We start from the raw sequence: 24,455 nt of genomic DNA on the forward strand, positions 1-24,455 counted from the left end.
AGAGAGTTGCGCGGAAATTCCTTCGAAATTAAAGCGACACAAAGCCGGCACGAGGCCGGCTTTGTGATAGGTTCATAGAGTCGATCACTGCTGGACGATGACCCGGGTGCCGATCTTGACGTGGGCATAGAGGTCTTCGACATCCTCGTTGGCCATGCGGATGCAGCCGGAGGACATCGCCTTGCCGATCGAAGAGGGCTGGTTGGTGCCGTGGATGCGGTATTCGGTGTTGCCGAGATACATGGCGCGGGCGCCGAGCGGGTTGTCGAGGCCGCCTTCCATCGTTTCCGGCAGGATGTGGCCCTTCTTGGCTTCACGGACCCGCATTTCCTTTGGCGGGTTCCAAGTCGGCCATTCCGACTTTGCGGTGACTACTTCCGAACCCGTCCAGCCAAAACCTTCGCGGCCGACCGAGACGCCGTAGACCATGGCCATGCCCTTGGAGATGACGTGGTAGAGGCGGCGATCCGAATGGTCGATGATGATCGTACCGACGGCGACATTCTCGTCATAGGGGATCAGCTTGCGGGCGATCGGTGAGGCGTTGATGTCGGCCTTGACCTTCCTGACGCGTGGCTTGACCGGGGTCTCGTCGGAGAGGATCTGCATCCAGCCAAGCTTGGTGTTCTTGGTCTGCAGCGAGACGAACTGGGCGTCGGTGGTCTGGGAGTGCTTCTTGAAGAAGAAGCCGGCGTGGGCAGGGGCCGCGAACGCGATTGTGGTTGCGACTGCTGCTGCGAGGAGTGTGATTGCCTTGTTCATTGAAGTCTCTCCGTTCGTTTGAGGAGAGGGGCCGTTGATGCCCTGGCCGCGCCTCATCCCGTTGTCTGATGGAGAGGTTCTAGGACACGGTCGGTATCGGCGCTGTTTCTTAAGGAACAAGGTTAATTTTATTCAATTTTGAGGGAATGGGCCGCTTGGCAGAGCAGAGTTGCCATAATCGTGATTTTAGCTAAAATGGTGACAATGGAGTTCGATATGACCAAATTCAGTCTTACTGATCTTAGCAACCGATCAGGCGAAGTTGCGGAGGCCGCCTTCCGGGGGCCGGTGGAAATCACCAAGCGTGGCAAACGGAAATTCGTGCTGATGACGGTCGAAGATTTTGATCGTCTCGCTGGCGCGACGCGTCAGCGTGCTTATCGCTCAGAAGATTTGTCGGAGGAGGACAGGGAGTTCTTTCTGACAGGTCTTGAAGCCGTCGCCCGCGAGGGACGGCTGGACGATGACTAAGCCACTCCACGGCCAAGTGATCCTATACTCTTATCTCTGGGCACGCGAGCATGATCGCGGCGAGGAGAGCGGGCGAAAGGCGAGGCCAGCCTGCGTGATGATCATCGTCGCGGGCAAGGATGGGCAGGAGACATCGCTGATTTTCCCCATTACCAGTAAGGCCCCTGGCAAAGGCGATCATGCCGTTGAAATACCTGAAACGGAAGCAAGGCGTGCAAAACTCTATACGCCAGCTTGGGTGATCGTCGACGAATTCAATACCGATGACTTGGAAACATCTTTTGTGGTCGAAGCTGCAAAGGCGCTTGGCAGGTTCAGTCGGGCATTCATGGCAACGATTGCCGCGGAAGCCGCCGCGGTCATGCGAGCGGGCGCTTCGCGCGCGGTACCGAGACGATAAACGCAAAAACGCCGGCGTCGAGCCGGCGTTTCCAGTCTGAATGTCCCGATGAGCTACTTCTTGTAGAGCAGCCAGCTCTTGGAGAGCTCTTTCTTCATGCCGTCTTCGTAGACGACGGTGCGATTGCGGCCGTTGCTCTTGGCGCAATAGAGCGCCACGTCGGATTTCTGGTAGAGATCCTGCGGATTCTCGCCTTCTGCGGCGACACAGAGGCCGAACGACATGGTGACCGGCCCATAGTTGACGCCCGTCTTGGAATTCTTGAAGGGCGTCTGTTCGAGCGAGCGCCGGACGCGTTCAGCGATAATGGCGGCGTCGTCGATCGATGAACCTTCGATGATCACGGCAAATTCCTCGCCGCCGGTGCGGGCGACGAATACATCCTTGCGGAGGTTGGAACGGATCACGTTGGCGACTGTCGCCAGGATCTTGTCGCCGACCGGATGGCCGAAGGTGTCGTTGATCTTCTTGAAATTGTCGATGTCGCCGATGATCAGCGTCGTCGTGGCATGACCAAGCGGGCTGTCATAGATCGCGGCCAGACGGTCGTCGAAGGCGCGGCGATTGTGAAGACGCGTCAGCGAGTCGGTATTGGCGATGCGCTTGTACTCGTCGAGTTCCTTGCGGATGTCTTCCATCTCGCGGGATTTCGCTTCGACGCCATCCATCGTCACGCGGCCGGTTGCCATCTTCGAGCCGGTGGCATCGGAGAGCAGCGAGATCGCATTGTGCAGGAGGTCGGCGCTGGAGGCGCTTTTCGAGGTGATGCGCGAATAGGTTTCGCCAAGCAGCTTGTTATAGCTCTCAAGCGAGGAATGCTCCTGACGCAGCATCGTCACCAGTTCCTCGAGCTCGGAGACGATCTTGGTATGGGCGCCATCGACAACATTGGGCTGGTGATGTCCGAAATACTGCGAGCCGATCGCATCCAGCTCGTCCTGCGTCGCGCGGACGCCGAGGCTTGCCAATTCCTTGGTCAACTTCGGGTTCGAGCCGATATAGGCTTCGTAAAACAGCTCGTAATTGCGCGGGATTGGAGAAACACCCATCTGGCGCATGGCGTATGTCACCTGCGCCGCAATATCCGGCACCTGCATCTTTGGCTGCGGCTGTGCCACACTCATTCGAAACTCCTGAAACCGCTTCGTTCCCTAATTCGTTCTAGGCCTCAAATGTTGGGAAACGGTTAACTTCAGATGACTGAGATTCTTTTGTTTTTACTTGTTTTGTTGCTGTCTGGCAGCATGAACTTGTACATGATCGCTTGTCAGATCAGGCGCGGGGCGCGACACGCTTGCCGCGCGGCCGTCACTCGCGTCGTTTCTATTCTAGGTTGAGTTCCTTGAAGAAGTCGTTGCCCTTGTCGTCGATGACGATGAAAGCCGGAAAATCTTCGACCTCGATGCGCCAGATCGCTTCCATGCCGAGTTCAGGATATTCGACAACCTCGACCTTCTTGATGCAATCCTTGGCAAGGCGGGCGGCGGGACCGCCGATCGAACCGAGATAGAAGCCGTGATGGGTGCCGCAGGCCTCGCGGACCTGTCGCGAACGGTTACCCTTGGCGAGCATGACCATCGATCCTCCGAAAGACTGGAACTGGTCAACATAGCTATCCATGCGGCCGGCGGTGGTGGGACCGAACGAGCCCGAGGCATAGCCTTCCGGCGTCTTGGCCGGACCGGCATAATAGATCGGATGGTTCTTGAAATAATCCGGCATGGGCTGCCCGGATTCCAGCCGTTCGCGGATCTTCGCATGTGCCAGATCGCGGGCGACGATGATCGGGCCGGACAACGATAGCCGCGTCTTGATCGGGCATTTGCTGAGTTCGGCGAGGATCTCTGCCATTGGACGGTTGAGGTCGATCTTGACGACATCGTCGTTGAGATGCTTGTCCTCGATCTCCGGCAGATACTTGGAGGGATCTGTTTCCAGCGCTTCGAGGAAGATGCCGTCTTTGGTGATCTTACCCTTGGCCTGGCGGTCGGCGGAACAGCTGACGCCAAGGCCGATCGGCAGCGAGGCGCCGTGACGGGGCAGGCGGATGACGCGGACATCGTGGCAGAAATACTTGCCGCCGAACTGGGCGCCGACGCCGAGGCTCTGCGTCAGCTTGTGGATTTCCTTTTCCATCTCCAGATCGCGGAAGGCATGGCCGCTTTCGGAACCCTCGGTTGGCAGTTCGTCGAGATAGTGTGTGGAGGCAAGCTTGACCGTCTTCAGGTTCATCTCGGCCGAGGTGCCGCCGATGACGATGGCGAGATGGTATGGGGGACAGGCCGCGGTGCCGAGTGACAGGATCTTGTCCCTGAGGAACGCCACCAGGCGGTCGCGTGTCAGGAGCGATGGCGTGCCTTGGTAGAGATAGGTCTTGTTGGCCGAACCGCCGCCCTTGGCGACGAACAGGAAGTCGTAGGCGTCGGTGCCTTCCTCGTAGATGTCGATCTGGGCGGGCAGGTTGTTCTTGGTGTTCTTCTCTTCGAACATCGAAATCGGCGCCAGCTGCGAATAGCGCAGGTTCTTCTTGAGATAGGCGTCCATAACGCCGCCGGCCAGCGCTTCGTAATCGCCACCCTCGGTCCAAACGCGGCGACCCTTCTTGCCCATGATGATCGCGGTGCCGGTGTCCTGGCACATCGGCAGCACGCCGCCGGCGGCGATATTGGCATTCTTGAGCAGGTCATAGGCAACGAAACGGTCGTTGGCCGTCGCTTCCGGGTCGTCGAGGATCGAGGCGAGTTGCTTGAGATGGTCGGCGCGCAGGAGATGGTTGATATCGGCAAAGGCGGTTTCGGCCAGTAGGCGCATGCCCTCGGGTTCGACCGTCAGGATGTCCTGGCCCTTGAACGTATCAACGGACACGAAATCCGAGGTGAGTTTGCGGTAGGACGTCTTGTCGTCACCAAGCGGAAAGAGATCACCGGCCATCAGGCTGCCCTTCGAGATGTTGCAATGGCGGTGGTTTAAGAGGCTCGGCGGCGAATTGCAATGATTCTAAGGTGGGTGAGGCGATTGGCGCAGGCCTAACAGATCTTGTTAGTTTCTATTAGTGGTGTTAAATGGAACTCATGAAAACCGAACCTATGAAAACTCTCACTGTCTCCCTTTCATCGCAACAGGTCGCCCGCTTGCAAGATGCGGTGGAGTCCGGTGCCTATGCGTCAAACAGCGAAGTGGTCAGGGATGCGTTGCGTCTTTGGGAGCAGCAGGAGGAACGCCGGCAGCTTGAGTTTGCGCGATTGAAGCGTGCTTACGACGAAGGCATGGCGAGCGGCGAGGGACGCGAGATCGACGCCAAAACACTTCTGACGGAATTGAAGGCAGAAGCGCGCTCCCGTGGCTAAGTACATCCTGAGTCCCAAGGCAGAACAGGATTTGCGGGAAATATGGCGTGAGATCGCGCCAGATAATGAGGCTGCCGCCGATGCTCTTTTGATGCGGATTTTGATAAGGCGGAGCTTGCGTCAGAGCAGCCGCTAATGGGATCGCCTCGCCCGGAGTTGAGCCCTTCCGCTCGCATCCCGATCGAGGGCAACTACATCATCATCTACGAGCCTATGCCCTACGGGATATTTGTAGTTTCGATTGTGTATGGAGCGAGGGACGTTGCGAACTGGCTGAACTAGGCTGCGGCGCTCGATTTCGGAAATACGAGTTGAGCCAGCTTTCCAGTTTTCCGCGTTTGGGGTAAAACCGCCTCGGATTCTGAGGGGGACCGTAAATGCGTGTAAAAATGATCTTGGCTGGCCTGGCCTTGCTGGCAATCGGCGCGGCGTCATCGGGCGAGGCTCTTGCTTGGGGCTGCACGGCGGTCGCCAGCGATGGCGCGTATGGCTACAGCTACAACTGGCCTGACGAGCAGGATGCGGAACTGACGGCGCTCAAGGAATGCGACAAGCGGACAAAGACAGACGATTGCCAGACGGACCAGTGCGATCCGAACGGCTAGGCGCGCCACTCCCCTCGTTACAGCGAGGGGAGTATCCGGCAACGATCGACCTCAATCACACAGATCCTTCAGCTTGCCGGCCACCTCGGTCATGTTTTCGAGGTTGCCGGCGCCGGGATCGCCGTCCCAGTTCTTGGCGAGGCGGAAGACGGTGACGTCCCTGGGCAGCAGCATGACATAATTCTCGCCCCAGCCGTCCATCAGTGGATAGCTGAAGGAGCAACCGCTGGGCGCCTTGTAAGCAGAACGCCAGAACGCCTTGTAATATTGTGGCTTTTCCGGATTGCCGGTGGCGAGGCCCACCGCTTGCTTTGCGGGCATGATGTCCGCCAGCTTTTCAGCATTGAGGATCTGCCTGCCCTGGAAATTGCCACCATTCTGGTAGAGGCGGGCGATCTTGATGAGGTCGCCGATGGTCGGATAGAAGCCGTAGGCCATCAGTGCCTGATCGTTCTTGGGATCGGCCTCGATGGTCTTGTTGATCGGTGCATAGTAGATGCCGATCGGCTCGTAAACTTCTCGTCTGAGGAAGTCCCAGACATTGGTTTCCGGGCCTTCTTTTGCCTGCAGGAATCGGGTCACGGCGACACCCAGCAGGAACATGTCCTCGTCGCGGTATCGTGCCACCTTACCCGGACCCCATGGATAGGGCTTGGCGCCCTTCAGCAGCGCGTCGATCTTGTCCTTGGTGGTCCGTCCTTCGTACCAGGCGTAGTATGCATCGCCGAACGGTTCCGAGATTGCTGCGGGCTCAGCCTTATCCGAGCCATAGCCGACGCCGGTGGCCATGTTGAGCGCATCGCCGAAGGTAACGTCCTTCCAGCCGGCAACGTCCTTGGCTTCGGTGATGTAGTCGATGAGCTTGGCGTCGAAGATGCCGGGGCCGTATTTCTCGGCGATGGCGAGCATGGCAGCGGCATTGCCGGCTGACTTGGTCACCGACCAGACGCCGAAGCGCTGGCGATCGCAATAGGGCAGGTCGCCGGCCGGCGTCGGGCAAGACTTCAGGTAGAAGTTGCCGTCGATCGAAAGCCCGTCGAGAACGATCTCGCCCGGCCGGATCTTGCTGTCAAAGCCGATGAGCTTGTCCTTGCCATACTTGGCGTCGAGATCAGACCATGGCTGCAGTGGTTCGCGGATGGCCATTGCCTTGCTGTGAAGCGCCTTCAGGGCATCTTCGTCTGCGAGTTTGCCGGGCTGGTAGGTCGCGGGCACCGAGCCTGAGGCGGTGAAATAGTCTTCGACATAGAAGGGCGAGGTCTGCGTCAGGATCTGGAAGCGCAGGTTACTGACTTCGCCATTGCGATAAAGGAAGGTGGCGACGCCATTGTGGGTCTCGCCTTCAATCGAATTCATCAAAGAGAATGGGAAGGAGGCGCGCGACCAGCCTTTATCGGCGCCTTCGGACCAGACCTTGCCTGGCTGGACGATGATATCCCAGAAGCTCTTGCCGTCCGGTGTCGTGCCGTTGCGGATCACGTCCTGGGTTTCGGGCACGAGATCGTCACCGACCGTGGTGAAGGCAAGCGTGACGCCCGGAAAGACCTGCGGATCCTTGCCGAGCACCTTGTTGCTCTTGAACTTGGCCGGCATGGTGAACATCGGGCCTTCGGTGAGGACCAACTTGCCGGAGAATTCATCGAGCGCGGGTTGGGCGTCTTCCGGCGGCAGGAAGGCCTTGTTTTCTACTAGCGCATAGGCCTGGACCGGCATGCCGAGATCGGCTGTGCGCAACAATGTACGCTCTGCCGATTGGGCGAAAGAGACAGTAAGAGATGAGCAGGAGAGCAAGAGGACGAGAGCGGTTCGTTTCAGCAAGAAGGTCTCCATCGGTTGCATGGTCCTGGTGCCTGGGATCATTTGTCACGCAGGTCGTTTGCGGCGCACATTTTCGGAAGTCTCTCTACGAAATCGGAACCGCAACATCGATTGCAGCCAATGCGCGAAGGCGGGGGTGACGATCAATCGGACCGTCATGCGATTCTGTGGCGCGTTCGACGCCACGACTGTTGTATGGGCCTAGAATCCCGCATAATCCAGCGGTTTAGCTCACGAATCCGGCGAGCCCCTGTGGATCACCTGTTTTACTGGGCCTGGAATCGTTCAAACTGCAACATCCTGGCTTCATGCGTCTTGACCTATGCGCGAATCCGCGTTTCGATTGCTCTTGGGAGGCGTGCGAGAGGGGATCGCAGCTATGGCGTCAATTCGCAGTGCTCGAATGGACGATGCCGATGAACTGGCCGGAATAGGCATCCGGGCCTGGGAAAGCGCCGTGGCCGGCTGGATCAGTATCGAGCTGCTGCGCGAAAATGCCCATCGCGCTTTCGTGGATTTCACCCGTCAGCGCTATCTGACCATCGACGTCACCGAAAAGGGCGGGCAGGTCACGGGCTGGGCAGCGCGGGAGAACTTCGACAATCACATCAGCGACCTCTGGGTCGATCCGATCTGGCAGGGCCAGGGGTACGGCATAGCCCTGCTCGACAAGCTCGAGGAAGAGATCAAGGCGCAGGACTACGAGACGGTGACACTCGAAACCCATGCCCAGAACATCAGGGCAATCGATTTCCTCAAGAGCCGTGGCTATTCGATCAACTGGATGACGGCGATCTGGTCGCCGAAGCTCGACCGCGATGTCGACACGGTCGGTCTGGTCAAGCGGTTGACGGTGACCGAGCGGGTCGATGCCTACGCGGAATTTTAGCTGCTGTTGTAAGAGTTGTTTGCGGCACTTTTTGTAAACTCAACGGCTGTGGCTGAGTTCGAGCAAAGCCTCCACCACCCCTCATTCCTGTGCCTGTCACAGGAATCCAGCGCACTCAAGTCCTTGAGTGCAAAAGACTCTTCCGCGCCGCCGACGCGGCGCTGCTGGATTCCCTGCATAAAGCAGGGAATGACGGAGGATAGGTTGGCGCCTGAAAAAGACTTCCAAACTTTGAAGCAGCTTGCTCAATATTCCTTCTCGTAGAAGAGGCCGGTCGCGGTCGAGCCATCGGCTCCTGCCTCACCCTTGAGCTTCACACCCTTGCCGATATCAAGATTGATGATCGCCTTCGACGTCGCGCCCTGCTGAAGCTCCAGATAGGTGCGCTTGTTGAGATATTTGCCGGCGGTGACATTGGTCCTGCCGTTCTCGTCGCTGCCGATGTCGAGATCGTCGACGCCGAGGCCTTGGCGCAGCCTGTTGAACAGCGAATTCGACTGGCCGCCGGCCAGCGTTGCGACCGCGTCGGCAAGCTGCGCAATCTGCACCGCGGACAGACTCGAGGAGGAGCGGCCGAAAATCAACTGCGCCAGTACTTCATCCTGCGGCAGGGCCGGTGATGAGGTGAAGGTGAATGTCGGGCTGTTGGCCGGGCCGTTGACATTGACATAGACCGTGGTCGAACCGGCAGCCGAGGACGCCACCATGTTGAGATAGGGCATCATGCCGCCGCCGAATGTGATCTGGCCGGTGGTGAAATCGAGTCGCTTGCCGATGATCGCCAGCCGACCGCGCACCATCTTGAAGCTACCCGCCACGTTGGGGTTGTTCGAGGTGCCGGTGATCTTCACCTCGCCGCGGAGTTCGGTATCAAGGCCGCGGCCGCGCACGAAGATCTGACGGGGCGCCGATATCGTCAGCTCAAGCCTGATGCCACCGGCGCTGTCACCCCTCCTTCTGCCCTCTGTCTTGGCCCGCATTTCGGCGCTCTGTGCTTTGACATCGGCCGGCGCATTCTTGTGTTTGACGTCGATTTTAGAGAGCGAACCCGGAAGCCGTTCAGGAATGGTGATGTCGGCGCGATTGAGGCGGATGGTGCCGGTCAGTGCCGGCGAATTCTGCAGCCTGCCATTGACTGCGAGATCGCCGGTAAGCTTGGCCGCAACAATACTGCCGTCGACATAGACGGCATTCTTGAGATTGATCTTGAGGTTGGCGGGTAGCCCCGAGCCCGGCGCGAAACCGATCGTGCCTGTAACAGAAATCGTGCCGCCACCATCGAGCGTACCGGAGATATTGACGATGCGCGCCTGTTCGCCCGAGAGCGTCACATTTGCAGCGAGGTTCTTGATGACCAGATTTTGGCGGATAACCGTCAGCGTGCCGCCCGATGTGTTGATCGAGCCTGAAACCGCCGGTCTGGCCGCCGTACCCCTGATCACCAGATTGAAGCGGGCGTCGCCCCTGAGCGCAATGCCTTGAGCTGCGAGTTGGGCGCCGGCTGCGGTGAACGGCAGCTGGCCGTTGACATTGATCGCCAGCGGCGTTGCACCGGTGACGCCGACCGTGCCCCTGGCCGTCAGCGACAGGCCGTCGGCATTGCGGACCGTTGTGTCGATCGTCAGCACATTCCGGGCGAGATTGCCCCTTGCCGATATCGCCAGTGGCCTGAGGCCTGCGGCTCTGATTTGGGCAATCGAAGCATTCTGCACGTTGGTGTCGAATGCGATGGTCGGAGCCGATGATGAACCCGATACCGTGACATTGGCTGATATCGTGCCTGTGGCGTCGAGACCGCTCGCAAAGGTGTTGGCGAGGCTCGCGGGCAGGGCGGTGATCCTGGCCTTGATATCGAGTGCCTTGCCGGCCGAGCCGGTGACGGAAATCCTGCCCTGGCCGGCAGTGATGGAGACGTTGTTGAATGCCACATTTCCGTTGGCGATCTTGATCTCGACAGGGGCATCGAGCCTGACGGGGATCCGCTTCGGCGCCGCGGAGAACGACGCGAGCTTCAACGAGAGCGCACCGGCTGCCTGCTGTTCGATCGCGCCCTTGGCGATCAGTGGTGCACCATCAAACTGGCTCTTCAGGTCGAAGGCGGTTTCGGGGCCGTTGCGCTGGAAACCGAGTGCCAGGTTGGAGAACTGATTGGTGCCCGAAGCGATCCTGTTCGATGTGACGGTGCCAGAAATCTGGCCCGTGGCGAGATCGACGATCTGCAGGTCGACGACCGGCTTGATGATCTCCGTGCCGCTGGTAACCAGTTTTGGACCGCTTGCCTTGATCGTGCCGGTGATCTTGCCATCCGCCGACTTGATCTCGGCGATGCCCCGGATTGCGCCTTCCGCCTTCTGGCCGGCCATGGCCGCCAGTAGTCCTATGTCAGGCAGATTGAAGTCGACCCTGCCGGACGGCATGAAGGCCTCATCGAGGGTCATTGCACCGTTGATGGTGTTCTTGCCGACATCGACCTTGAGCGCCGGCAGTGAAATCGCGCCATTGTCCTCGATTGCCTGGACCTGAAGCGTGACGGCCTGGCCGCGAATGGCGCCGGTGGCATCGACGTTGGTGGTGATTTTGGTGTCTGCCGACGTGATATCAGCCTTGCCCTTGAGCGAACCTTCCGCGGTCTGGCCGGCCATGGCGGCAAGCAGGGCAAGATCGGGCAGGTCGAAGGTGACACTGCCGGTCGGCAAAAACTCTGGGTTCAGATTGATGGAGCCGGAAATGCTGTTCTTGCCGATATCGACCTTGAGCGACGGCAGCGACACCGCGCCCTTTTCGGAGATGGCGTCGAGATCGATGGCGATCGGCTGGCCGCGCAGGCTGCCCGTCGAGGCAACCGTGGCCTTGATCGCATTGCCGACCTGGGCAAAGTCGACCGTGCCCTTCAGCGCACCCTCGGCCTTCTGGCCGGCAACGGCTGCCAGCTGGGCAGCATCGGGAATGTCGAAATTGAACTTGCCGGAAGGCTTGCCGGCGGCATCCAGCGCGACATTGCCGGTCAGCGTCGTGTCGCCCAGCGTCAGCTTGATAGAGGGGATGTCAACCTTGCCGCCGGCGAGATCGACTTGCACGCTCGCCTGCGTCGGCTGGTCCCTGAGCGTGGTGGTCAGGTCGGCGTTGAGGACGTTGTTGGCGAGTTGTCCCTTGGTGGTGACGGCGAGGTTCTCAAGGCCGCGTGCCCGTGTCTGGACCGTCGAGGCGCCGGTGAGGTTTGCGTCGAAGGCGACGACCGGGGCGGCGCTGTCGCCCTTTACGGTCACATTGGCGGACAGTGCGCCTTCGGCGCCGAGATCCTTGGCGAAAGTGTCGGCGAGGCTGGCGGGCAGGGCGTCGATCCTGGCCTCAAGGTTCAGTGCCTGGCCGGCCGAGCCCTTGACCGCAATCGTGCCTTCGCCGGCTGAGATCAGCAGGTTGTCGATCAGCGCCGTACCATCGCGGACGGTGATCGTGGTCGGGGCGGAAAGCTTGACCGGGATTTTGCGGGGTGCCGCCGCAAAGGATTGCAGAACCACGGCGATGGCACCGTCGGTCTGCTCCACAGAGCCCGTCGAGGTCAGCGGTGCACCATCGAACTGGCTGGACAGATCGAACTTGGTCTGCGGTCCGGCGAGCGCGAAGTTGAGCGCGACATCATCGAGTTTGTTGGCGCCCGAAGTAATGGTCGTGGCCTTGACCACGCCGTCGATCTGCTTGGAGGCGAGGTCGGCGATACTGACGGCAATCGTCGGGCTGGAGATATCGACGCCCTGAGCCTTGAGCTGGGCACCGGCGAGCTTCAACTTACCGGACGTCTTGCCATCGGCAGAGGCGAGTTCGAAACTGCCCTTCAATGCGCCCTCGGCCTTCTGGTTGGCAATGGCCGCCAGCGAAGCGATGTCTGCAAGGTCGATGTCGATCTTGCCCGATGGCTTGAACGCCTTGTCGAGGGTAATCGCTCCCGACAACGTGTTGGCGCCGGTCTTGACGTTGAGCATCGGCAGCGAAATCGCGCCCTGGTCCTCGATCGCCTGAATTTGTAGGGTGACGGCCTGGCCGCGAATGGCGCCGGTGGCATCGACGTTGGTGGTGATTTTGGTGTCTGCCGACGTGATATCAGCCTTGCCCTTGAGCGAACCTTCCGCGGTCTGGCCGGCCATGGCGGCAAGCAGGGCAAGATCGGGCAGGTCGAAGGTGACACTGCCGGTCGGCAAAAACTCTGGGTTCAGATTGATGGAGCCGGAAATGCTGTTCTTGCCGATATCGACCTTGAGCGACGGCAGCGACACCGCGCCCTTTTCGGAGATGGCGTCGAGATCGATGGCGATCGGCTGGCCGCGCAGGCTGCCCGTCGAGGCAACCGTGGCCTTGATCGCATTGCCGACCTGGGCAAAGTCGACCGTGCCCTTCAGCGCACCCTCGGCCTTCTGGCCGGCAACGGCTGCCAGCTGGGCAGCATCGGGAATGTCGAAATTGAACTTGCCGAAAGGCTTGCCGGCCGCATCCAGCGCAACATTGCCGGTCAGCGTCGTGTCGCCCAGCGTCAGCTTGATCGAGGGTATGTCGACCTTGCCACCGGCGAGATTGACTTGCACGGTCGCCTGTGTCGGCTGGTCCCTGAGTGTGGTTGTGGCATCGGCATTCAGGACGTTGTTCACCAACTGTCCCTTGGCGGTGATGTCGAGATTTTCCAACCCGCGTGCGCGCGTCTGCACTGTCGAGGCGCCGGTGAGGTTTGCGTCGAAGGCGACGATCGGCGCGGCGCCGGTGCCCTTGACGGTGACGTTGGCGGAGAGCGCGCCCTCGGCGCCGAGATCCTTGGCGAAAGTGTCAGCGAGGCTGGCGGGCAGGGCGTCGATCCTGGCCTCGAGATTCAGTGCCTTGCCGGCCGAACCCTTGACCGCGATCGTGCCTTCCCCGGCTGAGATCAGCAGGTTGTCGATCAGCGCCGTACCATCGCGGACGGTGATCGTGGTCGGGGCGGAAAGCCTGACCGGGATCTTGCGGGGCGCCGCTGCAAAGGATTGCAGAACCACGGCGATGGCACCATCGCTCTGCTCGACAGAACCCGTTGAGGTCAGCGGTGCACCATCGAACTGGCTGGACAGATCGAACTTGGTCTGAGGCCCAGCAAGCGCGAAGTTCAGTGCGACATCAGCGAGTTTGTTGGTGCCCGAAGCGATGGTCGTGGCCTTGACCACGCCGTCGATCTGCTTGGAGGCGAGGTCGGCGATACTGACGGCAATCGTCGGGCTGGAGATATCGACGCCCTGGGCCTTGATCTGGGCACCAGCGAGCGTCAGCTGGCCGGATGTTTTGCCGTCGGCAGAGGTGAGTTCGAAACTGCCCTTCAACGCGCCCTCGGCCTTCTGGTTGGCGATGGCTGCCAGCGAGGCGATGTCGGCGAGGTCGATGTCGATCTTGCCCGATGGCTTGAACGCCTTGTCGAGGGTGATCGCTCCGGACAACGCGTTGGCGCCGGCTTTGACGTTGAAGGCGGGGACGGAAACCACACCGTCCTGCGAGACCACATCGGCGCTGGCATCGAGTTTCTGGCCAAGCACCGTGACGGCGGCGCTGACCTTGCCGCCCGGACGCTTGGGGTCGACAATCCCGTCGAATTTCACGTCGAGGTCTGTCAGCGTTTGGCCGGCGGCCTTCACTTCGGCCGAACTCACCAGCGCTGCGATTTTTGGTGATGTGGCCTTGCCCGAAACATCGACCGCGAAATCCAGCTTGCCGGCGGCACCCGGCTGGAACAGCGAGAGATCGGCAAGCGCGCCGCGCAGGCTGGCAGTCAGAGCGCCGGCATTGTAGCTTGCAGTGCCCTCGGTGTTGACGAGATTGGAGGCAAGCTTGAGGTCGGTGACCGCTGCCTTGCCAGGCAGAGTGGCTGCGACCTTGCCTGAGAGCGCGATGGTGCCTTTTGCCTTGGCTGCAAGGTCCGGCGGCAGCAGCGCGTCCGGCAGCACGAACAGCTTGAGGTCGGCGGTCAGGTCCTTGGTGAGCGGCTTGAACTCGCCAGTGATCATTCCGCCGAACTTCGGGCTCTCCATAGCGATTTTCTCGACATCGATCAGTTCGGAATCGATGTCCATGGCGGCGTCGATCTTGAGTGGGCCTTGTACAAGTTTTGCGGCCTGCTCATTCTTGAAACTGGTCTTGCCGGCGTTCAGGGTCAGCACCAGCGGCCCGGACTTGTTCTCAAGGTTGAAAGCGGGCGACGAGGCCTTCAGCGCAATGGCCTCCACGGCTGCATCCGGAGTTGAGATGTGGTCCACCACGGCATCGAGATTCAAGCGCGCCTGGTGGAACGGGCCGATCAGCGTTGCGTCGACACTCTTGAGTGCTGCCTCCAGCGCACCTGACGCCAGCGGCAGGGAGATGTCGATCGTTTCCCTGGCCGGGGTTACGGTCGCCTTTAGCGCGGCGTCGCCCTTGGGGTCGAGCCTGCCGCTTGCGGTGACGGACAGGCTGTCATTGGCAATGGAGCCCGCACGGATCTGTACGAGGCCGACCTGGTTGAACTCGGCATTGATATCGACCTTGGTCTCGCCGGCAAACAGGCTTCGCAGAGCAGGCGGCAACAGCTCGGACACCTGGCCGCCGCCGTTGACTATCAGCTCATGCAGCCCCTCTTGCGATCTCGTGTGTTTGCCCGCGAGGTGCAGGACATCGACATTGTTGACCTTGCCGGATATCGCGCCCTGCCAGGCGTCGAGCGGACCATCGCCCTTGACGGTGATCACCACGGGCGGCATGCCGGGCAGTGCCAGCGCGTGGGCGAGCAACCCGCCTTGCGGCTCGGCAACTCTGGCGTCGAGAGTGAGCGTGCGGGCATTGACTCCATAGGCGAGTTTGGCGGTGGCGCCGGCTTCGGGTCGGGCCTTTTCATTGGCCTTGATGTCGAGCGAGATCTGGTCGGTGATCGCCTTGGCCGATCCGGCAATTGCGACTTCCGTGTCCTTGCCGACGACCGCCTCGCCCAGAGCCACCAGCGGTAGGTCTATCTTGTCGACCGCGACTTCGATGGGCAACGAGAATCGCCCGCCTTGGGAAGGTGGAGACGGAATTGTCTGGACGGGAGCGCGGCTGAAGACCACCTTGGCCGCGGCGACCTCTTCGGCGTGGAAGCGTTGCCTGAGCAGGGCAGTCGGCGTCCAGTCGAGTTTCAGGCCGTCGATGCGGGCAAATTCGCCCTGGGTATCGGCAAGCGTGATCGTGTCCAGCCGGAAATGGCCCTGCAGCAGTCCGCGCGCGCCCTGCAGCGAGATCTTCAGATCGGGCGTCGAGGCGAGATTGGCGATCTGGTTGGCGGCAAACTGATTGCCGTAGGCGGTGAAACCGATGAACGAGATGGCAGCCACGAGCAGCACGAGCAGAAACAGCAGGCCCCAGACGAGGCCCTTGAAGAAGCTCCAGGCAAATTTAACAAACGACTGCATCATCATGAATTCAGAATCTAATTGTCTTTCGCGGCGGAGTTAAGGTTCAGAACGATTGGCCGATGCCGGCATAGACGCCGAAGGCACTCCCATCTTCGTAGCGGTTAAGGGGCATGGCGACATCGAGCCTCAGAGGCCCGAATGGGGTGGCGTAGCGGATGCCGATGCCGAAGCCGGCGCGGATATCGCTGAAATCGGGATATTCTTCGCGGCTGACCGTGCCCACATCGAGGAAGGGCACGACGCCGAATGTGTCGTTGATCTTGATGCGAGTTTCGAACGAGGCGAGGAAATAGGAGCGGCCGCCGATGGCGTCGCCTTCATGATTGTAGGGCGAGATTTCCTGATAGGCATAACCGCGCACCGAGCCGCCGCCGCCGGCATAAAAACGCCGGGTTGCCGGGATTTCCTCGATCTCGCTAACGCCGACTAACGAGCCCAGCGACAGCTTGCCCGCCAGCACCACGCCGTCGTCTTCACCGATGCCGTAGTAGCCGGAGACCGAGCCTTCCAGCGAGGTAAAGATGTTCTTGTAGTAGAATTCGTAGCTCGGCTGCGTCTTGAGAGTGAATTTATAGCCTTCTGTCGGGTCGAGGGTATTGTTGCTCGCGTCGCGCGTCCAGCTCACCGGCAGCGATTTAATCAGGTATTGGTGCGTTCCGAATGTGTCTTCCGTCTCGTTCCAGCTGAGGTCGAAGCCGCCGGTGACAGTATCCTGTTTTGAAAGCTCCCAGTCAATGTTCGTGTAGATGGAAACCTGAGCCGAGCGATAACTGTCGGGATGGACCGCCGCGGCCACGATGCCCGCGTTGAAGGTGGTGATGTCGCTGAAGGCCGCCGGCTTCGAGAAGACGATCGAAGCGGAGTAATCCAGATCCTTGACGTCGGTGGCTTCGCCCAGACGGGACACGGAGCCGGAAATCTTGATCGATTCGGCATTGCCGAACAGATTCCGGTGACCCCAGTATCCCAGCACACCAGCACCGTCGAGCGAGGAGAACTGCACGCCGGCGCCGAAATAGCGCTGCTTGCCATCCGACACATTGATCGCCATGGGGATCTGGCCTGACGTGTCGAGCTTGTTGGCGTGGGTGATCGTCACCGAAGAGAAGACGCCGAGCTTGCGCAGGCGTTCGGACGAATCCTTGATCTCCTGCGGCGAATAGGGACGGCCCTCGCGCAGCCGCGACCATTTCTCGATGAATTCCGGATTGACGAGCTTGGACCCGGAGACGCTGATATCGCCGAGCGGAGCCACTGGCCCCCCATCGGCACCGATGGTGATGGCCACGGTGTTGTGCGCATGATCGGCCACGAGCTGGCGTTCGGTCAGCTTGGCCAGCGGGCGACCTTCTTCCTCAAGATCAGCAACCATCTTGTCGGCGCCCCTCAGCACCAGCCGGGATTCGGCCGGGATGCCGGCCACCAGGCCATAGTCGTCCGGATTGAATTTGGCGGCATCGCCGGTCAGCTTCACCGATCCGATGGTGAAGACCGGGCCGGGTCGGACGTCCACGGTCACGGGCACCGGGTGGTCGCGCGGGAAGCTGGGCACGGCGGGCAACTGACCGATCTCGGTGCCGGCGACCCTGACGGTGACCACGGCGCCGTAGCGGGCCTTCTCGTAGAGTGCGGCCAGCAGGCGGTCGCGATCGTCGCGTGCCTTGATCACCACGCCGAGGTCACCGGAAACCGGCTTCTTCTGGTCGGCATAGAGCGCCGAGGCGTTCTGCAGGTCCTTGGTGAGATCTTCTTCCGGAATGTTCAGTTGCAAGGAGTAGTGGACGGGGTCGGAAACGGCCACGGTATCTTCCTCGTCCTCGAAGAATTTCCAACCGAAAATCTCGAAAGCGTTGGCCGACGGCACGGAGGCGGTTGCGAGGAGGGCAAACGCAGCAAGCATGCTCGAAGCCCTGATATGTGCCGAAAATTTACGCATGTACCCGTTAATCTTCCCGCCTTGGACCCAAAACGTAACAGAAAGGAACCCGAAATAGAACCCCGGCGCTGATTTGATTCAACAATCCGCAGCTGAAGGTTAACGGCGATCGCTTGCTGCGTGCATGCCAGCTCGGCTGATCTAGTTGCTTGAAGCTGTTGCGGCCAGGCAATCGGCGGGGACCACAAAGGTCTTTAAGACCTTGCCCTCGATGTAGCCATTCGCCGGCTTGATTGTCGCAGCCGGCTGCTGCGGACCAAGGCCAGGGCAGGAAAGTTCGCCGCGGGTGACATAGAGAACCTTGCCCGCGGTTTCGTCTTGTCGCAGCGGAAATTCCTGCTCGTAATAGTTCCGCGGGAAACCCTTGAGGGTACGCGCGCGAATGGTCACTGGCTGGTCGCGAAGGGTGTAGAACAGGTCGGCGAGGACATCGCGCTGATCGGCGACAATGGTATTCACACCTGCCTTTTGGGCGATCGTCGCGAGCTCGCGGCTGAGCGCTGCCCGTCCGAGATATCGGCTGGTCACCGCTTCTGCGACGGGCAGGGGCGCGCGGCCGGCGAGAAAGAACAACATCGGCAGCACCAGGCTGACGAGGAGATTGATGATCAGCGAGGCCGTCAGGGCACGGGGATAGGTGCGAAGCAGGAACGAGATGGCGAGCATGATGCCGGCGACATAGGCAGTCGCCGCCCAGTTGGCATAAGCGCGCGACATCAGGGCCTGAATGACGATCGCAATCACGATGGGCCAGGAAAGCAGCGCCAGATGCTTTTCCCGAGGTATTCCGCGTCCCCTCAGGAGTGCGAAGAGCGCTGCGATCATGGCCGCGAAGATGACCGGTCCGACGACGCCGAACTGCGCGCCGAGGAATTCGGCTGCCTTTCCGAGATGGAAATTGAGGCCGTTCCAGCCGGCATTTTCCGAGGTGTGCCGGAGCGTGGTCGCATCGTGGGCGGCATTCCACCAGATGTTCGGGGCCAGCACGGCGACGGCGGCTGCGGCGGCGATGGCGGCATCCCGGAGGGAAAGCCGGGCGGTGGCCATCACCAGCGCCGCAAGACCGGCCGTCAGCGCGAAATAGAGCATCGCATATTTCGACAGCATGCCCAGCCCGATCGCCACGCCCATCGTGAGCGCCCAGGAAGCCGAACGTTTTTCGATGAGATGGCTGTAGGCGAGGAGGGCAACCGCGAAGAACGGCAATAGAATCGTGTCGGTCGACAGCAGGATCGAGGAAAGTGCGATGCCCGGCAGCGTGACATAGGTCGCGCCGGCCCACCATCCGGCCTCGGCGCTGCCCGTCAGCCGTCTGGTTGCGGGAATGAGGGCGAGGGCGGCGGCCATGTGGAAAATGGGGCCTGCCAGCCGGATCCAGAAGATGTCGTCCGATCCCGCCAGATTGGTGAACAGCCAGATCACCCAGGCAATCATTGGCGGTTTGGAATAATAGCCGAAATCGAGATGCTGGGCCCACAGCCAATACTGCGCTTCGTCCACGAACAGGTCGGTGGAGTCAAAGGCGAGCAGGATGATACGGTAGGCCGTGACGGCCAGTATCAGGAGGAGGCTAAGCCTGCGCGACACTGTCGGCCTTCTTGGCTTGATGGATCATCATGAGATTGCGCGCATAGATAATGATGCCGAATGCCTGGCCGAGAATGATGACCGGCTCGCGGCGATGCAGGCCATAGGCGAGCAGTGTGACACCGCCGAACAGCGAAAACCACCAGAAGGCGGTCGGCACGACCGAGCGGCGTTCGCGTTCCGAGCTGAGCCACTGGATGATGAAGCGCAGCGAGAACATCAATTGGGCGAAGATGCCGATCAGCAGCCAGACGAGATCGCCGGCATCGTGAATCTTGAAATAGGCCAGCAGGTCGCTCATGTGGCAATTTCCTTGGGTTGTACTGCTTTGCGGCGCTTGATGAGCCACATGACGCCGATCAGGTCGTGGATCCCGACGAGGCCTCGCTGCAGGTTGTTGTAGTTCGACTTACCGGCGTTGCGGTTACGATGCGAGACGTCGACCAGCTCGACCGTCCAGCCATGTGCCTTGAACAGAGCGGGCAGATAGCGATGCATGTGGTTGAAGAAGGGAAGTTCCAGAAACGCGTCGCGACGAAAGGCTTTCAGGCCGCAGCCGGTATCGCGGGTTCCGTCGTTGAGAAGGCTCGAGCGAACCCAGTTCGCGAAGCGCGATGCAAGCTTCTTTGAAAGTGTGTCCTGACGCTTGGCGCGCTGGCCGGCGATCAGCGCGAGGCGGTCGGGAGCGTCAACCGCGAGCAAGGGAGCGACCAGGGAGGGGATGTGCGAGGGCGGGTTCTGGCCATCGCCATCCATCGTGCAGATGACAGGCGCCCGCGCCAGTTGCACGCCGGAATGGACCGCGGCCGATTGCCCTCCCGAGGAGACGTGCTGAATAATCCGAAGCCAGGGATATACGGGAGACAGTTCCTTCAGCCGGGCAAGCGTCCTATCGGACGATCCGTCATCGATGAGGATTGCTTCGAAGTCATATCCGGAACAGGCTTCGGCTATTTCCTTCAGCAGGGGGCCTGCATTTTCTTCCTCGTTCTTCATCGGTACGACGACGGAAAAGAGGGGATGATTCGATGTCGACATGGTCACGGATCTTTTGAAACTGCTCTTGCGCTTGCGCGATTATAGGAATGGCGGCGAGGCGCGGCAAATGCGCCAAGCAGGATCGTCCCGGCCAAGGGGCGCTCGATACCTTGGTTTTGTGAAGGTATTGTGTCGAGCGCTTGGAGCACACAGATACATCATGAGAAGGCCGGGGAAAAGCACGATCTCTTGCGCCTCCCAGCCAATTGCTCTACCGAGAAAACGGAAAAGCCAAAATCTGAGAAGAGCCTCACATGACCCTCGTCGATGTCCGTACCCCCGATCCGAAACGCTTCATCCCCGGTGCTACCGGCGATTGGGAGGTTATTATCGGTTTGGAAGTTCACGCGCAAGTCACTAGCAATTCGAAGCTGTTTTCCGGCGCCTCGACCGAATTCGGCCGGCCACAGAATTCCAACGTCTCGCTTGTCGACGCCGCCATGCCCGGCATGCTGCCCGTCATCAACGAGGAATGCGTCAAGCAGGCAGTGCGCACCGGCCTCGGGCTGAAGGCGCAGATCAACCATCGCTCGGTGTTCGACCGCAAGAATTATTTCTATCCCGACCTGCCGCAGGGCTACCAGATCTCGCAGTTCAAGGATCCGATCGTCGGCGAGGGCAAGATCGTCATCTCGATCGGCCCGGATCGCCAGGGCCAGTTCGAGGATGTCGAGATCGGCATCGAGCGGCTGCATCTCGAACAGGATGCCGGCAAGTCTATGCACGACCAGCATCCGACCATGTCCTATGTCGACCTCAACCGCTCGGGTGTGGCGCTGATGGAAATCGTCTCCAAGCCCGATATGCGCTCGGCGGATGAAGCAAAGGCCTACGTCACCAAGCTGCGCACTATCCTGCGCTATCTCGGCACCTGCGACGGCAACATGGATGAAGGCTCGATGCGCGCCGACGTCAATGTGTCCGTGCGCAAGCCGGGCGGTGCTTTCGGCACGCGTTGCGAAATCAAGAACGTCAACTCTATCCGCTTCGTCGGCCAGGCCATCGAGTATGAAGCCCGCCGCCAGATCGGCATTCTGGAAGAGGGCGGTTCGATCGACCAGGAGACCCGCCTGTTCGATGCCGGCAAGGGCGAGACACGCTCGATGCGCTCCAAGGAAGATGCGCACGATTACCGCTATTTCCCCGATCCGGATCTCTTGCCGCTGGAATTCGACAACGAGTTCGTCGGCAAGCTTTTGGAAGCGCTGCCGGAGCTGCCAGACGACAAGAAGATCCGCTTCGTCAAGGATCTGGGCCTGACGATCTATGATGCCTCGGTGCTCGTGTCCGAAAAGGCGATTGCCGACTACTATGAGCAGTTGGCCGAAGGCCGCGACGCGAAGATCGCCGCCAACTGGGTGATCAACGATCTGCTCGGCCAGCTCAACAAAGCAGGCAAGTCGATCGAAGAAACACCCGTCGGTCCAAGGCAAATCGGTGCGATCCTCGATCTCATCAAGGACGGCACGATTTCGGGCAAGATCGCCAAGGATCTGTTCGAGATCGTCTGGGCTGAGGGCGGCGACCCCAAGGCAATCGTCGAGACCCGTGGCATGAAGCAGGTGACTGACACTGGCGCCATCGAGAAAGCCGTTGACGAGATCATCGCTGCCAATCCGGATCAGGTCGAGAAGGTCAAGGCAAAGCCGTCGCTGGTCGGCTGGTTCGTCGGCCAAGTGATGAAATCGACCGGCGGCAAGGCCAATCCACAGGCGGTGCAGGCGCTGGTCAAGGCCAAGTTGGGGATCGAGGAATGAGCCTGTTCTTCATACGCTCGGCAGCTGATGGCGATCTCGCTGTCGTGTCGAAACTGATCGAAGCGCGCCAGCCCGGCGCCCCGCGTTCGGTGCTCAACCTCAAGGCTGACATGGTGCGGCCCGATTCCGAATTCGTGGTTGCCGACGATGGCAGCCAGATCGGCGGCATGGCTTATGCCGCCGCGGCCAAGGACGAGACCGATGTGGTGATCCTGCACCGGTTGCATGTCGACGCGGCGTTCGAAGGACAGGGGATCGGTCGCGATCTGTTTGCCGAGCTTGAGACCTGCTTTCCCGATGCCAAGCGCATGCGCGTTGAAGTCGAAAAGGACAATGCGGCTGCGCTGGGCTTCTTCCAGGGACTGGGCTTTGCCGAAACCGGCTGGGCCAAGCACGGAACGGACCGGCCTGCTGAAGCGGAGGTGCTGATCCTCGAAAAGAGCCTCAGCTTCTGATCACTTGATCGGCATCAGCTTGCCGTCGGGATCAGCAAGCGAGGCGATCCGGCAGGCACGTAGTGCATTCATGCGGTCTTCATTGCACATGATTCTCAGCACGGTCAGCGCACTTGCCTGGCTCGGGAAGCCGCAGTGGAACTCTTCCCATTTGTATCCGTCTTTGCTGACCAGCGACACGGACATGGACCAGCCCGGAAAAGCGCAGGTGCGAAGTTGAGCACATTCAACGGTTTTGCCGCCGCTCTTCATACAGGCATCGACCGCGCAGATTGAGGCCGCCGTAACGTCAGGCCCGACGCAAAAGCCGCGCTCGGGGTTTCCATAGCCGGAGAAGGCTGCGGCCAGACCGCCGGCTTCGACGGCGACGGCGGTCACGAGCAGCAAGAGTATGGCCAAGAGTATCGTCGAAGAGAGCTTGATCATTCCGACCTCCCATGTCTGGAACGACAACGGGAGATCATAGCCGATTTTTGCGGTTTATTCGAGATTGGTGTGGCGGTCGCGCATGGACTCGGCGGTCTCGCCCAGCCGGTCGCGCAACCTCATCACCAGGATTTCGTAGAGCAGGAACTGGGCACCTTCGTAGAGGCTGCCCATGGGCAGGAACGAACTGGCGCCGAATTCGTCACGCGCCATGGTCTGCGCGGGGATGACGAACGTGAAGTCGGATAGATCAGTCACTTCGGAACCCGGTTCGGCGGTGAAGCAGGCTGTCCCGGCGCCCGCTGCGCGTGCCTGAGCGAGCAGGACCAACACCGTCGACGTGTAGCCGGGGCCGGAACTCACCAACAGCAGGTCTCCCGGGCCGACCGGCGGCGTGGTCATGTCGAACACCATATGGACGTCGAGGCCGAGGTGATACATGCGCATGCACAGCGCCTGCATCATCAGCCCTTCACGGCCGCAGCCATAGAGACAGATGCGGCGCGACGTGGCGAGAATCTCGATGAGTTCGGTCATCTCGCTCTCGTTGATGCCATCGAGGCAGGTGCCAAGTTCCCATAGCGCCCTGGCGCCCATGTCTGCAATGCTGGTCATTTCCCTCTTCCCATCAATTCTCAAGCTGCGGCTTGCCGCTTGGATCGTAGAACTGCACCGCGCTGCATTCCATCAATTCCTTCATGCGCGTCTTGTTGCAAGCCAGCTTGCCGGCAGATTCGGCTTCCTTGCCGCAGCGCCGCCCGCCACGCATTTCCTGATGGCGCAGGCAAAGGCTTCCTTGGCTGATTTGCCGGCGCAGATGCCTGAGGATTGTTCAGGAGCCTGGACGATGGCGATGCCATCGGCCCATGCCGCCGGCAGAGCGCGAATCAACAATAGCAAGGCAGGTAGAATCCGGCCGATGCGCCGCATCGAGTTGTCCTCCCCAAACTCTTGTTAGAATATGCGTTTCCCCTCTCGAAGCATGGTCGGGCGGCAGCCGGAATGCAAGTGCGAAAGGGGTGCCATGCACCAAAACACACTGGACAATTCAGGTCCGAGGCGGCATAAGCGGGTGACAATATAGGGCAGCGCGCCGTCGCGTGGACCGCCTCATTCAGGGTACTCTCGATATGAAATTGCTTCTGCAGATTTTCACCTGGTGGAACAGTCAGACCATCGGTACGCGTTTCTTTACCTGGCGCTTCGGCAAGAAGGTCGGTACCGACGAATTGGGCAATGTGTATTACGAGGGCCCGCTGTCTACCTACGGCCTGCAAAGGCGCTGGGTGGTCTATAAGGAATACGCCGAAGCCAGTGCCATTCCTCCGGGCTGGCACGGTTGGATGCATCACCGCACCGACACGCCGCCGAGCCGGGAAGACTACAAGCCGCGCGACTGGCAGAAGCCGCATCAGGTCAACCTGACGGGTTCGGCCAAGGCCTATCGCCCCAAGGGCTCGATTGCCGAGGGTGGCGTGCGGCCGCAGGTCACGGGCGATTATGACGCCTGGACGCCGCGCGGCTGAACTCTGGT

Annotated in this window: 20 protein-coding genes; 9 read left to right on the forward strand and 11 right to left on the reverse strand. The window is 60.4% G+C overall.

Going from position 1 to position 24,455, the window contains the following annotated elements:
* Window positions 1–84: 84 nt before the first annotated feature.
* Window positions 85–762, reverse strand: coding sequence for a L,D-transpeptidase (locus ACXHRN_RS09490; RefSeq protein WP_488641072.1), 678 nt, complete (start codon window positions 760–762; stop codon window positions 85–87).
* A gap of 216 nt (window positions 763–978) precedes the next feature.
* Here ACXHRN_RS09490 and ACXHRN_RS09495 point away from each other — a divergent pair, with 216 nt between their 5' ends.
* Together ACXHRN_RS09495 and ACXHRN_RS09500 are read left to right on the forward strand one after the other, a co-directional pair.
* Complete coding sequence (locus ACXHRN_RS09495; RefSeq protein ID WP_488641073.1) at window positions 979–1,233, forward strand: type II toxin-antitoxin system Phd/YefM family antitoxin; 255 nt, start codon at window positions 979–981, stop codon at window positions 1,231–1,233.
* Window positions 1,234–1,327: 94 nt separating this feature from the next.
* Entirely contained in the window at window positions 1,328–1,633 is a 306-nt protein-coding gene (locus ACXHRN_RS09500; RefSeq protein ID WP_488641074.1) for a hypothetical protein, read from the forward strand.
* A 53-nt stretch (window positions 1,634–1,686) separates the two neighbouring features.
* Here ACXHRN_RS09500 and ACXHRN_RS09505 read toward each other — a convergent pair whose 3' ends face one another.
* Together ACXHRN_RS09505 and ACXHRN_RS09510 are read right to left on the reverse strand one after the other, a co-directional pair.
* Window positions 1,687–2,757, reverse strand: coding sequence for a GGDEF domain-containing protein (locus ACXHRN_RS09505; protein WP_488641075.1), 1,071 nt, complete (start codon window positions 2,755–2,757; stop codon window positions 1,687–1,689).
* 199 nt (window positions 2,758–2,956) lie between these two features.
* A complete protein-coding gene (locus ACXHRN_RS09510; protein WP_488641076.1) occupies window positions 2,957–4,564 on the reverse strand; it encodes a fumarate hydratase in 1,608 nt (535 codons plus the stop codon).
* Window positions 4,565–4,695: 131 nt separating this feature from the next.
* On the opposite strand from ACXHRN_RS09510, the gene ACXHRN_RS09515 reads away from it, so the two are divergent.
* Both ACXHRN_RS09515 and ACXHRN_RS09520 read left to right on the forward strand, forming a co-directional pair.
* The gene (locus tag ACXHRN_RS09515) at window positions 4,696–4,980 is read left to right on the forward strand and encodes a type II toxin-antitoxin system ParD family antitoxin (RefSeq protein WP_488641077.1); all 285 of its coding nucleotides are present in this window, start codon (window positions 4,696–4,698) and stop codon (window positions 4,978–4,980) included.
* Between the two features lie 377 nt (window positions 4,981–5,357).
* Complete coding sequence (locus ACXHRN_RS09520; protein WP_488641078.1) at window positions 5,358–5,585, forward strand: DUF4189 domain-containing protein; 228 nt, start codon at window positions 5,358–5,360, stop codon at window positions 5,583–5,585.
* Window positions 5,586–5,636: 51 nt separating this feature from the next.
* Here ACXHRN_RS09520 and ACXHRN_RS09525 read toward each other — a convergent pair whose 3' ends face one another.
* Complete coding sequence (locus ACXHRN_RS09525; protein ID WP_488641079.1) at window positions 5,637–7,403, reverse strand: serine hydrolase; 1,767 nt, start codon at window positions 7,401–7,403, stop codon at window positions 5,637–5,639.
* Window positions 7,404–7,806: 403 nt separating this feature from the next.
* On the opposite strand from ACXHRN_RS09525, the gene ACXHRN_RS09530 reads away from it, so the two are divergent.
* Complete coding sequence (locus ACXHRN_RS09530) at window positions 7,807–8,292, forward strand: GNAT family N-acetyltransferase (protein ID WP_488641080.1); 486 nt, start codon at window positions 7,807–7,809, stop codon at window positions 8,290–8,292.
* Between the two features lie 245 nt (window positions 8,293–8,537).
* On the opposite strand, the gene ACXHRN_RS09535 is transcribed toward ACXHRN_RS09530, so the two are convergent.
* The 5 genes from ACXHRN_RS09535 to ACXHRN_RS09555 all read right to left on the reverse strand — a co-directional run bounded on the left by ACXHRN_RS09535 (window position 8,538) and on the right by ACXHRN_RS09555 (window position 20,283).
* Window positions 8,538–15,725 carry a translocation/assembly module TamB domain-containing protein gene (locus tag ACXHRN_RS09535; RefSeq protein WP_488641081.1) on the reverse strand — a complete coding sequence of 2,396 codons (7,188 nt, stop codon included), beginning with the start codon at window positions 15,723–15,725 and terminating at the stop codon, window positions 8,538–8,540.
* 40 nt (window positions 15,726–15,765) lie between these two features.
* Window positions 15,766–17,658: an autotransporter assembly complex protein TamA gene (locus ACXHRN_RS09540; RefSeq protein ID WP_488641082.1), complete on the reverse strand. Its 1,893-nt coding sequence runs from the start codon at window positions 17,656–17,658 to the stop codon at window positions 15,766–15,768.
* 141 nt (window positions 17,659–17,799) lie between these two features.
* Window positions 17,800–19,245 carry a glycosyltransferase family 39 protein gene (locus ACXHRN_RS09545; RefSeq protein WP_488641083.1) on the reverse strand — a complete coding sequence of 482 codons (1,446 nt, stop codon included), beginning with the start codon at window positions 19,243–19,245 and terminating at the stop codon, window positions 17,800–17,802.
* Window positions 19,229–19,546 (reverse strand): lipid-A-disaccharide synthase N-terminal domain-containing protein, encoded by a 318-nt coding sequence (locus tag ACXHRN_RS09550; RefSeq protein ID WP_488641084.1) that lies wholly within the window; start codon window positions 19,544–19,546, stop codon window positions 19,229–19,231. The genes ACXHRN_RS09545 and ACXHRN_RS09550 overlap by 17 nt, the downstream gene beginning before the upstream one ends.
* The gene (locus ACXHRN_RS09555) at window positions 19,543–20,283 is read right to left on the reverse strand and encodes a glycosyltransferase family 2 protein (RefSeq protein ID WP_488641085.1); all 741 of its coding nucleotides are present in this window, start codon (window positions 20,281–20,283) and stop codon (window positions 19,543–19,545) included. The genes ACXHRN_RS09550 and ACXHRN_RS09555 overlap by 4 nt, the downstream gene beginning before the upstream one ends.
* A gap of 254 nt (window positions 20,284–20,537) precedes the next feature.
* On the opposite strand from ACXHRN_RS09555, the gene gatB reads away from it, so the two are divergent.
* Window positions 20,538–22,040 (forward strand): Asp-tRNA(Asn)/Glu-tRNA(Gln) amidotransferase subunit GatB, encoded by a 1,503-nt coding sequence (gatB, locus tag ACXHRN_RS09560; RefSeq protein WP_488641086.1) that lies wholly within the window; start codon window positions 20,538–20,540, stop codon window positions 22,038–22,040.
* Window positions 22,037–22,495, forward strand: a complete 459-nt coding sequence (locus tag ACXHRN_RS09565) for a GNAT family N-acetyltransferase (protein WP_488641087.1) — start codon at window positions 22,037–22,039, stop codon at window positions 22,493–22,495. The genes gatB and ACXHRN_RS09565 overlap by 4 nt, the downstream gene beginning before the upstream one ends.
* On the opposite strand, the gene ACXHRN_RS09570 is transcribed toward ACXHRN_RS09565, so the two are convergent.
* Together ACXHRN_RS09570 and ACXHRN_RS09575 are read right to left on the reverse strand one after the other, a co-directional pair.
* Window positions 22,496–22,921 carry a hypothetical protein gene (locus tag ACXHRN_RS09570; protein ID WP_488641088.1) on the reverse strand — a complete coding sequence of 142 codons (426 nt, stop codon included), beginning with the start codon at window positions 22,919–22,921 and terminating at the stop codon, window positions 22,496–22,498. It lies immediately after the preceding gene.
* 54 nt (window positions 22,922–22,975) lie between these two features.
* Entirely contained in the window at window positions 22,976–23,536 is a 561-nt protein-coding gene (locus tag ACXHRN_RS09575; protein ID WP_488641089.1) for an SIS domain-containing protein, read from the reverse strand.
* Between ACXHRN_RS09575 and ACXHRN_RS09580 the strand changes: the two genes are divergently transcribed.
* Both ACXHRN_RS09580 and ACXHRN_RS09585 read left to right on the forward strand, forming a co-directional pair.
* Window positions 23,526–23,879, forward strand: a complete 354-nt coding sequence (locus ACXHRN_RS09580; RefSeq protein WP_488641090.1) for a hypothetical protein — start codon at window positions 23,526–23,528, stop codon at window positions 23,877–23,879. The two genes, ACXHRN_RS09575 and ACXHRN_RS09580, sit on opposite strands and share 11 nt — an antisense overlap.
* A gap of 172 nt (window positions 23,880–24,051) precedes the next feature.
* Entirely contained in the window at window positions 24,052–24,447 is a 396-nt protein-coding gene (locus ACXHRN_RS09585) for an NADH:ubiquinone oxidoreductase subunit NDUFA12 (RefSeq protein ID WP_488641091.1), read from the forward strand.
* The last annotated feature ends 8 nt before the right edge of the window (window positions 24,448–24,455 follow it).

The organism is Shinella sp. OV683 (genome assembly GCF_057787725.1).

Bases quoted from the DNA above. Each gene is read 5' to 3' on its own strand.
- ACXHRN_RS09510 (WP_488641076.1), bottom strand. From the start codon at position 4,564: ATGGCCGGTGATCTCTTTCCGCTTGGTGACGACAAGACGTCCTACCGC.
- ACXHRN_RS09495 (WP_488641073.1), top strand. From the start codon at position 979: ATGACCAAATTCAGTCTTACTGATCTTAGCAACCGATCAGGCGAAGTT.
- ACXHRN_RS09580 (WP_488641090.1), top strand. From the start codon at position 23,526: ATGCTGGTCATTTCCCTCTTCCCATCAATTCTCAAGCTGCGGCTTGCC.
- ACXHRN_RS09585 (WP_488641091.1), top strand. From the start codon at position 24,052: ATGAAATTGCTTCTGCAGATTTTCACCTGGTGGAACAGTCAGACCATC.
- ACXHRN_RS09555 (WP_488641085.1), bottom strand. From the start codon at position 20,283: ATGTCGACATCGAATCATCCCCTCTTTTCCGTCGTCGTACCGATGAAG.
- gatB (WP_488641086.1), top strand. From the start codon at position 20,538: ATGACCCTCGTCGATGTCCGTACCCCCGATCCGAAACGCTTCATCCCC.
- ACXHRN_RS09490 (WP_488641072.1), bottom strand. From the start codon at position 762: ATGAACAAGGCAATCACACTCCTCGCAGCAGCAGTCGCAACCACAATC.
- ACXHRN_RS09530 (WP_488641080.1), top strand. From the start codon at position 7,807: ATGGACGATGCCGATGAACTGGCCGGAATAGGCATCCGGGCCTGGGAA.
- ACXHRN_RS09540 (WP_488641082.1), bottom strand. From the start codon at position 17,658: ATGCGTAAATTTTCGGCACATATCAGGGCTTCGAGCATGCTTGCTGCG.
- ACXHRN_RS09535 (WP_488641081.1), bottom strand. From the start codon at position 15,725: ATGATGATGCAGTCGTTTGTTAAATTTGCCTGGAGCTTCTTCAAGGGC.
- ACXHRN_RS09575 (WP_488641089.1), bottom strand. From the start codon at position 23,536: ATGACCAGCATTGCAGACATGGGCGCCAGGGCGCTATGGGAACTTGGC.
- ACXHRN_RS09515 (WP_488641077.1), top strand. From the start codon at position 4,696: ATGGAACTCATGAAAACCGAACCTATGAAAACTCTCACTGTCTCCCTT.
- ACXHRN_RS09570 (WP_488641088.1), bottom strand. From the start codon at position 22,921: ATGATCAAGCTCTCTTCGACGATACTCTTGGCCATACTCTTGCTGCTC.
- ACXHRN_RS09505 (WP_488641075.1), bottom strand. From the start codon at position 2,757: ATGAGTGTGGCACAGCCGCAGCCAAAGATGCAGGTGCCGGATATTGCG.
- ACXHRN_RS09520 (WP_488641078.1), top strand. From the start codon at position 5,358: ATGCGTGTAAAAATGATCTTGGCTGGCCTGGCCTTGCTGGCAATCGGC.
- ACXHRN_RS09550 (WP_488641084.1), bottom strand. From the start codon at position 19,546: ATGAGCGACCTGCTGGCCTATTTCAAGATTCACGATGCCGGCGATCTC.
- ACXHRN_RS09565 (WP_488641087.1), top strand. From the start codon at position 22,037: ATGAGCCTGTTCTTCATACGCTCGGCAGCTGATGGCGATCTCGCTGTC.